The sequence below is a fragment of the Kribbella sp. NBC_01505 genome (assembly GCF_045040285.1).
In the GTDB taxonomy this organism is placed as follows: domain Bacteria; phylum Actinomycetota; class Actinomycetes; order Propionibacteriales; family Kribbellaceae; genus Kribbella.
The window spans coordinates 7,601,231-7,612,810 of sequence record NZ_CP109425.1 but is presented as its reverse complement, the minus strand read 5'-3'; the positions used below and the strand labels follow the sequence as shown (position 1 = coordinate 7,612,810).

General features: G+C 68.1%; 11 protein-coding genes. 5 read left to right on the top strand and 6 right to left on the bottom strand.

Going from position 1 to position 11,580, the window contains the following annotated elements; all coding sequences use genetic code 11:
* The first annotated feature begins 37 nt into the window (after positions 1–37).
* Positions 38–679, top strand: coding sequence for a TIGR03085 family metal-binding protein (locus OG474_RS35770; RefSeq protein ID WP_405058060.1), 642 nt, complete (start codon positions 38–40; stop codon positions 677–679).
* On the opposite strand, the gene OG474_RS35765 is transcribed toward OG474_RS35770, so the two are convergent.
* The 4 genes from OG474_RS35765 to OG474_RS35750 all read right to left on the bottom strand — a co-directional run bounded on the left by OG474_RS35765 (position 665) and on the right by OG474_RS35750 (position 5,633).
* Positions 665–1,288 carry a DedA family protein gene (locus OG474_RS35765; protein ID WP_405058059.1) on the bottom strand — a complete coding sequence of 208 codons (624 nt, stop codon included), beginning with the start codon at positions 1,286–1,288 and terminating at the stop codon, positions 665–667. The genes OG474_RS35770 and OG474_RS35765 overlap by 15 nt on opposite strands.
* A complete protein-coding gene (locus tag OG474_RS35760) occupies positions 1,285–2,049 on the bottom strand; it encodes an MBL fold metallo-hydrolase (RefSeq protein ID WP_405058058.1) in 765 nt (254 codons plus the stop codon). Before OG474_RS35760 ends, OG474_RS35765 begins: the two co-directional genes overlap by 4 nt.
* A 3-nt stretch (positions 2,050–2,052) precedes the next feature.
* Positions 2,053–4,167, bottom strand: a complete 2,115-nt coding sequence (locus tag OG474_RS35755) for an alkaline phosphatase family protein (protein ID WP_405058057.1) — start codon at positions 4,165–4,167, stop codon at positions 2,053–2,055.
* A 170-nt stretch (positions 4,168–4,337) separates the two neighbouring features.
* Entirely contained in the window at positions 4,338–5,633 is a 1,296-nt protein-coding gene (locus OG474_RS35750) for a family 43 glycosylhydrolase (protein ID WP_405058056.1), read from the bottom strand.
* Between the two features lie 157 nt (positions 5,634–5,790).
* Between OG474_RS35750 and dacB the strand changes: the two genes are divergently transcribed.
* Together dacB and OG474_RS35740 are read left to right on the top strand one after the other, a co-directional pair.
* Positions 5,791–7,365, top strand: a complete 1,575-nt coding sequence (gene dacB / locus OG474_RS35745) for a D-alanyl-D-alanine carboxypeptidase/D-alanyl-D-alanine-endopeptidase (protein WP_405058055.1) — start codon at positions 5,791–5,793, stop codon at positions 7,363–7,365.
* Between the two features lie 40 nt (positions 7,366–7,405).
* Positions 7,406–8,356: a GNAT family N-acetyltransferase gene (locus tag OG474_RS35740; RefSeq protein WP_405058054.1), complete on the top strand. Its 951-nt coding sequence runs from the start codon at positions 7,406–7,408 to the stop codon at positions 8,354–8,356.
* Positions 8,357–8,400: 44 nt separating this feature from the next.
* Here the strand turns inward: OG474_RS35740 and OG474_RS35735 are convergent, their stop codons facing one another.
* Entirely contained in the window at positions 8,401–9,039 is a 639-nt protein-coding gene (locus OG474_RS35735) for a hypothetical protein (protein WP_405058053.1), read from the bottom strand.
* On the bottom strand, positions 9,032–9,538 hold the full coding sequence (locus tag OG474_RS35730) for an RNA polymerase sigma factor (protein ID WP_405058052.1): 507 nt from the start codon (positions 9,536–9,538) through the stop codon (positions 9,032–9,034). Before OG474_RS35730 ends, OG474_RS35735 begins: the two co-directional genes overlap by 8 nt.
* 108 nt (positions 9,539–9,646) lie before the next feature.
* Between OG474_RS35730 and OG474_RS35725 the strand changes: the two genes are divergently transcribed.
* Positions 9,647–10,246: an ArsR/SmtB family transcription factor gene (locus OG474_RS35725; protein WP_405058051.1), complete on the top strand. Its 600-nt coding sequence runs from the start codon at positions 9,647–9,649 to the stop codon at positions 10,244–10,246.
* A complete protein-coding gene (locus OG474_RS35720; protein ID WP_405058049.1) occupies positions 10,243–11,529 on the top strand; it encodes an MFS transporter in 1,287 nt (428 codons plus the stop codon). Before OG474_RS35725 ends, OG474_RS35720 begins: the two co-directional genes overlap by 4 nt.
* Positions 11,530–11,580: the final 51 nt, after the last annotated feature.

Here is an 11,580-nt window from a genome sequence, read left to right as displayed (position 1 = left end):
CACCGACAACTTCGATCCCGTTACTAGGCTGTACAACGTGACTGACTACAGCCGGGTGGAACGACTTGCTCTGTGTGACCTCTTCGAGCAGCTGGGACCGGACCAGCCGACGCTGTGCGACGGCTGGACGACGTACGACCTGGCCGTGCACCTGTACGTCCGGGAGTCCGATCCGATGGCGGGTCCGGGGATCATGATCTCGGCGCTCGCCGACACCACCGAGAAGCGGATGGAGCGGGCCAAGGCGAAGTACGGCTTCACCGGGGTGGTCGGCAAGGTCCGCAACGGACCGCCGCGCGCCTCGATCTACGGGCTGCCGCTGATCGGGCACCAGCTGAACACGACCGAGTACCTCGTGCACCACGAGGATGTCCGCCGCGCCCAGCCGTCGTTCACCGTGCGCACGCTGCCTGCCGACCAGCAAGCCGGTCTGTGGAAGGGCCTCCGAGTCGCGGGCCGCACGATGACCCGCAAGGCGACCGCCGGCATCGTGCTGCAGCTCCCCGACGGCAAGTCGACGGTCGCGAAGCACCCCGTGAACGGCCGCACGGTCACTGTGATCGGTGAGCCGGTTGAGCTGGTGCTCTTCTGCTTCGGGCGGCAGGCAGTCGCCGATGTTCAGCTCGAGGGCGACGCAGCGGTCATCGACGAGCTGAAGGCGACCTCATTCGGCTTCTGAAGCTCCTGAAGCTCCTGAGGCTTCTGAAGCAGCAGCGGCGCGCTTGTGCCGGAGCTTCTGCACCAGGCTGCTGACCACCGTGGTCAGCAGCACCAGCGCGATCGCCGCCACGACACCCTGCCACGGCTCCGGAAAGAGCGCGTAGCCGAGCAGTCCGATCGCCATGTAGACCGCCGACCACAGCGACGAGGCGGCCAGGTCGACCAGTGCGAACCGCTCCCAGCGGTAGCCGGCCAGACCGGCCGCCAGCAGCACCGGCACCCGTCCACCAGGCACGAGCCGAGACGTGAGCAGTACGCCGATCTCGTGCTCGCTCAGGCGGTCCCTGAGCGCGTCCAGCCGCTGGTTGTCGCGCAGCCACCCAACCCGCTTCGCCAACCGCTCACCGCCGAACCTGCACCCGGCGTACACGATCAGGTCACCGACATAGGCGCCGGCCGCACCAGCGATGAGCACTCCGACCAGTCCGATCGGATTGCTGTGTGAGGCGAGCACTGCGCCCGCAGAGACGGCCGCACCGGTCGGTAGCACCGGCAGGATGGCACCGATCAGCACCGCGCCCGCGAGTGCGAACAGGTACCAGAGGTCGAAGTCTGCGCCACCTGTCATCCGGTCACCTCGGTCGACTCTCCCGGTACCAACACATCTACCTCTACCGCAGGATCCAGCTCAGCCATGGCGACACGGAACTGCTCCCCCGGCGGCAAGAACAGCTCCGGTCGTACCCGCTCGAATCCGATCGGCCAGAACGTCCCGAAGTGCACCGGGATCGCCACACTCGCCCCGACCCGCTGGACTGCCTCAGCCGCCCGCGACGGGTTCAAATGCCCAGGGCCGAGCGACGGCCCCCATCCACCCACCGGAACGAGCGCCAGGTCGACCGGACCGGCCTCGGCCGCCAGATCGTCGTACAGGTCAGTGTCTCCGGCGAACCAGACGCTCGGTGCGCTGTCCACGCGATACCCGACCGCCGGACCGCTGTACGACGACCAGGGCAGCCGGCGGCCGTCGTGGTGCGCGGTGATCACGGTGATGTCGAGTGAGCCGATCCGGATCTGATGACCAGGTGCCACCTCGACACAGCGGTCTGAGAAGGCAGCGCCATAGTCATGGTGGATCAGCCGAGCCGCACCGCGCGGTACGACGAGTGCTGCCTCCGGAGCGATCAGCGGTAGCGAGGTGAGGTGCAGGTGGTCGGCGTGCATGTGTGAGACGAGCACTGCGTCGCACTGCCCAGCCTCGGGTGTAGGCGCCGGACCTCGGCGGCGTCGCAGGTGCGCGATGCGCGAGGTCAGCACTGGGTCGGTCAGCAGCCGCGTACCGTCCGCCTCGATGGTGGTGGTCGCATGCCCCCACCAGGTGATCCGCACGCTTCAGGCCTCTACCTTCGACTCGACCGGCTCCTCGACGTCCTTGCGCTGCCCAAGCTTCTCAAGCCAATCGATCAGCAACGTATGGACCTCGTCGGAGCCTACGGGAGGCTCCTTCAGCTCCCAGCGGCTCGGGTGCACCAGCACCGCCTGCGTCTGCCAGCCACCGATACCGCCGTGGCAGCCGACGAGCTCCTCGAACGCGGCCACCTCATGCGTGTACTCGTCGAGCCGGCTGACCACCACCACATCGCCGTTGTGCGGTAGCTCGGCCTGCCTCAGGATCGAGGCCGGCGCGAACGGGCCGTACTGCGCCAGTGGGTCCTCGCCTTCGATCCGACCGGTCTTGAGTACCCGCACCCCGGCCCGGCCGATCGCAATCGGCCCCTCGGCCAGCGAGTCGACCACCACGAACCCGACACCCGGATGCGTCGCCAGTCCGGGGATCAGCTTGGGGTGCAACAGCTCGAGCTCCTCCAGCGGCACCCGACCCGGCGTAGTGGCCAGGTAGATCAGTGCGAGGTTGCCCGAGGCGGTCACCACCATCTGCTCGTCGGAGTTGACCGCCGGCTCACAGTCCTTGGGACCCAGCTCCACCTCGCCGCGGGCAGCCTTGCCGTGCAGCGCCTTCCGGGTCACCGTCCCGGCCACGCTGCGGCGCAACGACAGCTCGGTGAGGAACGCGTTCACCGGTCCCCAGCCCTCGGACTTCCCAACCGCGGAGACCGGCTCAGAGGTCGTGTCGACCAGCTCGTCGACCACCTCGGTCAGCGTCCGCCCGTACCGCTGCAGGAACGTCGAGCCCTGGCTCTGACCGTGATCGGACAGTACGACGATCTCGTACGAGTGCGGGAGGATGTCGATGATCCGCTTGAGCGCACCGAGCACCCGGTCCAGACCCTCCAGTGCCTGCAGGGACTCCGGCCGCGTCGGACCGGCGTGGTGCGCGACCTCGTCGTAGTCGACGAAGTCGCAGTAGATGACCGGTGTGCCCTTCACCAGCTCGTCTGTGATCAGCGAGACGTTCAGATCGCGCAGGAGCACGTTGGTGATCGCCCGCAGGAAGATGTAACTGCCGCCACGCTTCACTCGCGGTATCAGGTTGCGTCGGTTCTGTCTGCGGGCCTGGAACAGCTCCTTCACCATCTCGGCCACGCAGAGCACCAGTCCGCGGGCACCGCCCTGCGGACTGGTGAAGAACCGGACGTACCCGCCGCTGCGGCTGTTCGGCAGCGCGGCCCGGCTGAATACGAGCTCGCAGTGCTCGGCGTCCCCGGACCAGTTGTTGCTGATGCTCACGCCACCATCGGCGAGCAGACCGCGGCCGGTCGACATCCGGGCCTCGATCTCGGCGGCGTCCCGGCCCCGGTTCGTCACCATCACCCGGCCGGTTTCCTTCTCGTACCACCGGAACGCGGGGATCTGACCGGAGCCGCCATGCAGGATGCCGGCCTGACTGGCCGGAGTGGTCGCCGGTACGCCAGTGTGCCACTCCACCATCGAGTGCTTGCCGTCGCGGATCCAGCCACCCAGATGCGGCAGGTTGCCGGACATCACCATCCAGTTGAGCAGTGGTGCCGACAGACCGTCGAGCTGGATGATCAGCATCCCGGTCTTGGGGGCGGCGGTCATCTTGCGGGCCCGACGGCGTACCACCCGCATCACCTCGGCGACGTACGCGTCGTCACTCCCGGCGTAGGCGAACCAGCCGACGAAGGCGCTGACCGAGGACATCACGATCGACACCACGAGCACTGCCTCGGGTCCACCGTGCAGGTTGACGCCGGGGTCGACGGTGACGCCGAGGTACACCACTCCGAACTGGGACAGCAGTCCACCGACCAGTACGCCGATCGAGCCGATCAGGACCGCGACTCCGGCCAGCACCCAGCGCACCAGCACGCTGAAGACCGCCAGCAGCACCACGAGCCGCAGGATCGGCATCCGGCCGTCACTACTGATCTGGGGCAACGTCCAGAACGTGATGATCAGGGAGATCAGCGACAGCATCCCGCCGACCAGCATCGCCTGCAGGCCGCGGCCGGTACGCCGCAGGTCCAGCCAGACCGGACGCCGTCCGCGCCGGTCGCCGGAGACCTGTTCCGGTGGTTTCGCCATGTCCTGCCTGTACTCCCCGTCCGCCCGTTCCCCGTCGTGTCACTCTCGTGCAGTACCGAGCGTACGAGGCGACGTCCGGTCCAGTGCCATCGCGCCACGCACCGGACGGGCTGTTCCCGGGTCAGGGCCGGGGTCTCGCCCGGTAGGTCCCTGACCCGGAAGCATGGCTGCTACTGCAGTTCCAGGTAGTCCACCTCGGTGTAGAGCGTGCCCTTGGTGAGCCGGACGGTGTTCCAGCCGGCCTGCAGCGTCACCGGGACCGACGACTCGTGCCACTGGTTCCAACCGGTGAACGGATAGCTCACCGAGCCCTGGCTGTTGCCGTTGATGACCAGACCGTGACTGGCTGTGCCCTGCGATCCGTTGGCGTACCCGACGTGCAGTGTGTAGCCGCCGGCGACCGGAGCGAAGACGCGGTTCTCCACCCAGGAGTCCTCGAAGTCGATGTAGCCGACAGCCTTGCCACCAGATGCACCCGCCGAGTTCTCCCGCAGCAGGCAGTGGTTCAGTACGCCGCTCTCGGCCTCGGTCCGGACTCTGCTGCCGCGAACGACCGGCCAGTCGTTCGGCCAGCCGACGTCCGCGACGTACAGGTGCCGGGAGCCGTTCGCCCAGCCGTGCAGGAACACCTTGTCGCCGACGAAGTCGGCACCGCCCGGTCCGCAGACGTGTCCGTCGAAGGCCTGCGTCGTCATCAGCGGCCGCTGCTGGACCGTCCACGGTCCGGCCAGGCTGGTCGCCGTCGCGTACGTCGACTGGTAGTTGCAGTCGTTGTAGCCGTTGGTCGAGAAGAACAGCAGGTACCGGCCGTCGCGCTGAACCAGATCGGGCGCCTCGGCGATCCCGTTGGAGCTCAGCAGCGCACTGTTGCCGCCGACCAGCGTCTTGCCGTTGTCGGTGGTCTTGGTGAGCCACAGGGTCGAGGGCTTACCGATCGCGTTGCCGTCGTTCTTCCAGACCAGGTAGCGGCTGCCGTCGCGGTCCACAAAGGTGTTCGCGTCGATCGCCCCACCGAGGTCGAGCGGGCAGATCAGCGGTTCGGTACCGACCGGGGTGAACGGGCCGCGCGCCGAGGTGGCGGTCGCGACGCCGATGCACTGCCGGCCAGAGGTCTTGTGCCAGGCGGTGTAGGTCAGCGTGTAGGTGCCGTCCGGGTTCGGGTACACGTCCGGCGCCCAGGTGCGGCCGGGCTTGGCCCAGTCTGCCGACGGACCGCCGGGCATGGCGTCACCGCGGGTCGACCACGGCCCGGCCGCACTCGGCGCTGTAGCCACCGGCACATGCCCGAGGTCGTTGTTGGTCGAGTAGGCGTACCAGGTGCCGTTCTGCTGGAAGACATCCGGATCCGGGAAGTCCCGGGCGATGATGTCGGCCGGGAAGACCGCACCGGCAACCTCCGGTACGGCGGCCTGCACCGGCCCTCCCAGGACGGCGGCCAGTCCGATCACAAGTAGCTGTCGAAGCATTCTGCACTCCTTGGAGTGGGGGCGGAATCTGCAGTTTTACATCGATTCACCTGGCATGCGAGATCTGAGCACCGCCCGGTCTGCGTACAGGCTGTGCAAGACCCCTCGAGGGTGTTGACTCGAGCCTGTCGGATTCTGCCTGGTCAAGGAGTGTCGAGTGAGCTATTCACCGTGGGTTTCAAGGCGCAAGCTGATCGCGGCCGGCGCAGTACTCGCCGTAGCCGCGGGAGCGCTGGTCTCGCAGTCCGTCGGCTCCACGGCATCGGCTGACGACACCCCGCTGCAGGCTCAGCTGGACCAACTGCTGGCCAACCCCGCCTACACCGGGTCACAGGTCGACCTGGTCGTCCGCGACGCCACCACCGGCGACACGCTGTACAACCGCAACGGCGGCAACCGGCTGATGCCGGCGTCGAACACCAAGTTCTTCTCCTCGGCCGCCGCGATGGGTGTCCTCGGCCCGTCGTTCCGTTTCCACACCGACGTACTGGCGAGCGCTCCGACCAAGAACGGCAAGCTGCGCGGCGACCTGTACCTCAAGGGCTACGGCGACCCGACCACGCTGGAAGCCGACTACATCGCCCTGGCCAAGAAGCTCAGCGCAAGCGGCGTCCGACGCGTCGACGGCGACCTGGTGGCCGACGACTCCTACTTCGACCACGTCCGCCTCGGCGACGGCTGGGCCGGTGACGACGAGTCCTCGTACTACTCCGCCCAGATCTCGGCACTGACGCTGGCACCGAACACCGACTACGACTCCGGCACGGTGATCGTCCAGAGCCTGCCCGGAGCGGCTGCCGGCGACCCGGCTCAGCTCACCATGGTTCCGGCGAACGGCGTACTGAAGATCGTCAGCACCGCGACCACCGGTGCGACCGGCTCGACGAACACGCTGGCCATGGAGCGTGAGCACGGCACCAACACCATCCGGGTCAGCGGCTCGGTACCGCTCGGCGCGGCCAAGGCCAGCAAGTGGGTGAGCGTCTGGGAGCCGGAGCTCTACGCGGCCGACGTGTTCCGCCGGGCGCTGGCTGCCGAGGGCATCAAGGTCGACGGCCGGATCAAGAACGCCACCACGCCGGCCGGCGCCACTGTGCTCGCCAAGGACGAGTCGATGACCGTCGGTGAGCTGATGAATCCGTTCCTGAAACTGTCGAACAACATGCACGCAGAGCACCTGGTGAAGACCATGGGCGCGGTCAAGAAGGGCCAGGGCACCTGGGCGGCCGGTCTGGCCGTCGTCAACGAGTACGTGAAGAGCAAGGGCGTGGACACCAGCACCATCCGGCTCAGCGACGGCTCCGGACTGGCCCGCAAGGTGAACGTGACCGCGAACTCGATCACCACGCTGCTGATCGCCGCGCAGCAGGAGCCCTGGTTCCAGCAGTGGTACGACGCCCTGCCGATCGCGGGCAACCCGGACCGGTTCATCGGGGGCACATTGAGTGCCCGAATGCGCAACACTCCGGCCGCCAACAACCTGCACGGTAAGACCGGTTCGCTGACCGGAGCGACCGCGCTGTCCGGCTACGTGACCGACAAGGACGGCCGCAAGCTGGTCTTCTCGATGCTGAGCAACAACTACATCACCTCCCCGCGCCCCGTGGAGGACCAGGTGGGAGCGCTGCTCGCCTCCTGGAGCGACCAGACTCCCCCGGCCGCAGCCGTTGCCCCGGACAACAAGCGGAGCACGCAGCCGGCCTCCGAGTCGGAGTGGGTCAAGCCCAGTTAAACCTGTCGACAGTACGGCGGTCGTTCTCCACTCTGTGGACATGACTGCCGTACTGCCAGACACCTTCACCGTGCGACCACCGTCCGAAGCCGACGCGCAAGCCGTCTTCGACCTCGTCGCCGAGTACAACAACTCCGTGGTCGGGTTCGCCGACTACACCCTCGACGACGCCGTCGACGAGCTGACCGAGCCCGGGTTCGACCCGGTCACCGACGGCTGGCTCGTCTTCGACGGCGATCACCTGGTCGGCTACGGCTCGGTCTTCGGCAAGGGCGAGTTCAACGTCCTCGACATGGACGCCGTGACCAGCGACCCGGTCGTCGAGGCCTACCTGCTCGAGCAGATCGCCCGGCGCGGCCGCGAACTGGCCGCCGCCCACGGTCACACCTCCGTGCAGCTCGACACGGGCGTCTACCGCCTGGACACCGGCCGCCGCGAACGTCTCGAGGCGCTGGGCTACCTCCGCGGTACGACGTTCCACCGGATGCGGATCGACCACACCGGGCCGGTGCCGACGCCCGAGGTACCCGCCGGAGTAGTCGTCCGCCGAGGCACTCCGGACGAAGAGTCGCAGCGCATCGCCCACCGCCTGCTCATCGACGCGTTCACCGGGCAGTACGGCTTCGAGGTGCGCTCGTTCGAGGAGTGGCGCGCGTCCCACGAGGCCCAGTCGACGTTCGACTGGTCCGGCATGACACTGCTCGAGCTGGACGGCAAGGCGGTCGCGATGCGCGAGTGCACCGACGCCTTCATCGAGGACGAGAACTGCAACTACATCGGCCGCCTGGGCGTACTCGAGGAGGCCCGCGGCAAGGGACTGGCCAAGTTCCTGCTCCGCGACCAGTTCGCCCTGGACGCTGCCGCCGGACGCACCGGTACGCTCCTCCACGTCGACACGAACAACCCGACACCGGCCCTGGGCCTGTACCTGTCGGTCGGCATGACGGAGTCCCTCGTCATCGACTCCGTGCGCTGCACAGTCACCGTCTGAGGGGACGGCCAGCCGGAATGGTCGCGGTCCACTCCGGCTAGCCGTCAGTTCAGTACGGCGCGCTTTCCGCCGACGCCGGCGTAGACGGTCCTGCCGTCGACCGGCCGACGCAGGTTGAGCTGGATCACCGACGGGTGGTTGTCGGTCCCCAAGGGGTTGCACTGCGGAGACTCGGTCGGGTCCGGCGCGAGCGAATAGCGGTAAGCAGCGACCCTGACCGAGTTGTCGTCCTGCTGGAGGATCCGGACCACGGTGTCGGGCAGGCAGTCCCACGACGAGGCCGAGTTCGGCGGTACGCCGACCAGCAGCACGCCGGGCTGATCCTTCGCCGCTGTCACCGAGGTGATCCGGATCTCGCCGACCAGCAGCATCACCGTCTTGCCGTACTTGAAGGAATCCGGTGGCGGGCCGTCATCCAGCAGACCGGTCTTCACTTCCCCGGTCTGCACATCCATCGTGATGACCGCCTGCTCCGGTGCCGCCGGTGCCGCCGGTGCTGGATCGGCCCGCGGGCGGTCGACGACAGCCAGCGTGGCGCCACCTGCGATCACAGCAGTGGCAACCAGCGCAGTGACCAGCCGGTTGCGGGTCTTCCGGCTGCGGGCAGCGCGTTCGACGTACTCGAAGGGCGGTGCCTCCTCCGGCGTCTGCTCGTTGACGTACCGGGTCAGTAGCTCACGCATTCTCAGGCACCTCCTTGACCTCCAGCAGCGGTTGCAGCGCCTGCCGCGCCCGGGCCAGCCGGGACTTCACCGTGCCGACCGGCACCTGCAGCTCCTCAGCGATCTGGTCCAGCGGCAGATCCATCACGTGATGCAGCACCACCACCGCCCGCTGGGCGGCCGGCAGCGTAGCCAGCGCCGACTCCACATCCAGCGCGGCACCATCCGGCGGCGCCACCACCTCGGCCCGGCGCCCCGTCAACCGCGTCAACGCCTTGGCCGCCACCTGCTGCCGCCGCAGTCGGCTGATCAACGTCCGCACCGCCACCGACCGGACCCAAGCCTCCGGATCCTCGTACTTGCTGATCGACTCCCACCGGCCCAGCAGCTTCACGTAAGCGTCCTGAGCCACCTCCTCGGCGTCCGGCCGGGACCCGCCGATCGACACCAGCAGGCCGATCAGCCGCGGCCAGCTCCGCCGATACAGCACGGCCACATCCGGCACCAGATCCCGATCCACCGAGTTACCCTCCCCTGCGCTCCTGGTGATAACACGCGCTACCCCACCACCAGGTTCCACCACATCCGAAACTTGTCGAGAAGAGATCTGAGAGATTACTCTCGAAATATGTCTCTCAGAAATCCGTACGGCGATTTCGAGATCACCGACCCCCAGGCGATGCGGGCGCTCGCGCACCCCGTCCGGCTGGCGGCGCTCAGCTGGCTGCAGCGCCACGGACCGGCGACGGCGACCCAGCTCTCCGAGCACGTCGGCGCCTCCCCCTCGGTGACGAGCTGGCACCTCCGGCACCTGGCGAACTTCGGCCTGGTCGTCGACGGTCCGCCACCGACCGGCACGGACAAACGGCAGCGCTGGTGGCGCGCGGTCGCCCGCGGCTTCCGGTACGACATGCCGGCCACGCCGGAAGGTGCCGAGGCCGGCGCCCTGCTACGCACCGAACTCATGAACCAGGCCCTCGGTACGGCGCAGCAGTGGCTGACCGAGACCGCACCTCGGCTCGAGCCCCGCTGGAGCCGGGCGGCCGGCGCGAGCAAGACCCGGCTGGAGGTCACCCCCGAGGAGCTCGAGACGATCGAGTCCGCCATCGAGGAGCTGCTCGCGCCGTACGTCCAGCGCCGGAACGCCGGGGAGTCACCCGAGGGCTCGGGCTCGGTCGCCCACCTGCGCATGCTGTTGCCTGAAGCAACGGATACGGACCGGCCGTGAGAGCGGTGGCCGCTACCAGCCTGTGGCGCGACATCCGGTTCCGGAGGTTCTGGTCCGCGCAGTCGGTCTCCGAGTTCGGCGACCGCATCACCGAACTCGCGCTGCCGCTGATCGCGGTCACCCTGCTCGACGCCTCCCCCGGCGAGGTCGGCCTGCTCACCGCGGCGGTCTGGCTACCGAATCTGCTGTCGCTGTTCATCGGTACCTGGGTCGACCATCGGCCGGACAAGCGGCCGTTGATGATCGCTGCCGACCTGTCCCGGACGATCCTGCTGCTCAGCCTCCCCGCGGCGTACTGGCTGGGCTTCCTCACGCTCGGCCAGCTCTATCTGATCGCAGTCCTCACCGGAGGCGCGCGGGTCGTGTTCAACACGGCGTACTCCGCGTTCTTCGTCCGGCTGGTGGATCGCGACCACTTCCTCGAGGCGAACAGCAAGCTCTCCACGACCCGGTCGATCTCGTTCATGGCCGGACCGGCCGCTGGTGGCGTCCTGGTCCAGTGGCTGACCGCGCCGGTCGCGCTCGTTGTGGACGCGCTCACCTTCGCGTTCTCGGCCCTCCAACTTACCCGGACGAAGGTCACCCCCGCCCCGCCTGAGGCGACGACCGAACCGCTGCTGCGCCGGGCGCGGGCGGGCATGGGCTATCTGCTCCGGCATCGGTATCTGCGCCATACCCTGGCCTGCTCGACCACGATCAACTTCTTCAATCTGATCGGTTCCGCACTGCTGGTCCTGTTCGCCAGCCGCGACCTGCACCTGTCGGCCGGCACGATCGGGGTGGCGTTCGGCATCGGCTCGACCGGCGCACTGGTCGGCGCGGTGGCGGCGGCACCAGTCAGCCGGCTGATCGGGATCGGTCCGTTGATCGCCGTCGGTGCCATCGTCTTCCCGGGCGCGATCGCGATCGCTGCGCTCGCCGACGGGCCGACCTGGGTCAAGGCAGCGGCGCTCGCGTCGGCCCAGTTCGTCGGCGGTTTCGCTGTGATGTGTTACGACATCCCGAACAACTCGCTGCAGGCCGCGGTCACCGACGAGCGGATGCGCAGCCGGGTCTCGGGCGCCTACAGCAGCATCAACTACGGGATCAGGCCGCTCGGCGCGGTCGTCGGCGGGTTCCTCGGGACCTGGATCGGGGTCCGCGAGACCTTGCTCGTCTCCGCGGCCGGCGGCCTGTTCGCCGTACTGTGGCTGATCCGCTCACCGGTCCTGGGCACGCGCGATCTCAACGGCCTGCGACCACCGGACACTCAGCTCTTGTCGATGTCGGAGAAGCCCGAGTAGAAAGGCGTTGATGCACCACCCCGAGCTCATAACGCCCGCTCCGGTCAGTGG

What these genes read in the sequence shown, in the direction of transcription:
- OG474_RS35755 (WP_405058057.1), bottom strand. Translation starts at nt 4,167, where the DNA reads ATGGCGAAACCACCGGAACAGGTCTCCGGCGACCGGCGCGGACGGCGT.
- OG474_RS35765 (WP_405058059.1), bottom strand. Translation starts at nt 1,288, where the DNA reads ATGACAGGTGGCGCAGACTTCGACCTCTGGTACCTGTTCGCACTCGCG.
- OG474_RS35735 (WP_405058053.1), bottom strand. Translation starts at nt 9,039, where the DNA reads ATGCGTGAGCTACTGACCCGGTACGTCAACGAGCAGACGCCGGAGGAG.
- OG474_RS35740 (WP_405058054.1), top strand. Translation starts at nt 7,406, where the DNA reads ATGACTGCCGTACTGCCAGACACCTTCACCGTGCGACCACCGTCCGAA.
- OG474_RS35750 (WP_405058056.1), bottom strand. Translation starts at nt 5,633, where the DNA reads ATGCTTCGACAGCTACTTGTGATCGGACTGGCCGCCGTCCTGGGAGGG.
- OG474_RS35725 (WP_405058051.1), top strand. Translation starts at nt 9,647, where the DNA reads ATGTCTCTCAGAAATCCGTACGGCGATTTCGAGATCACCGACCCCCAG.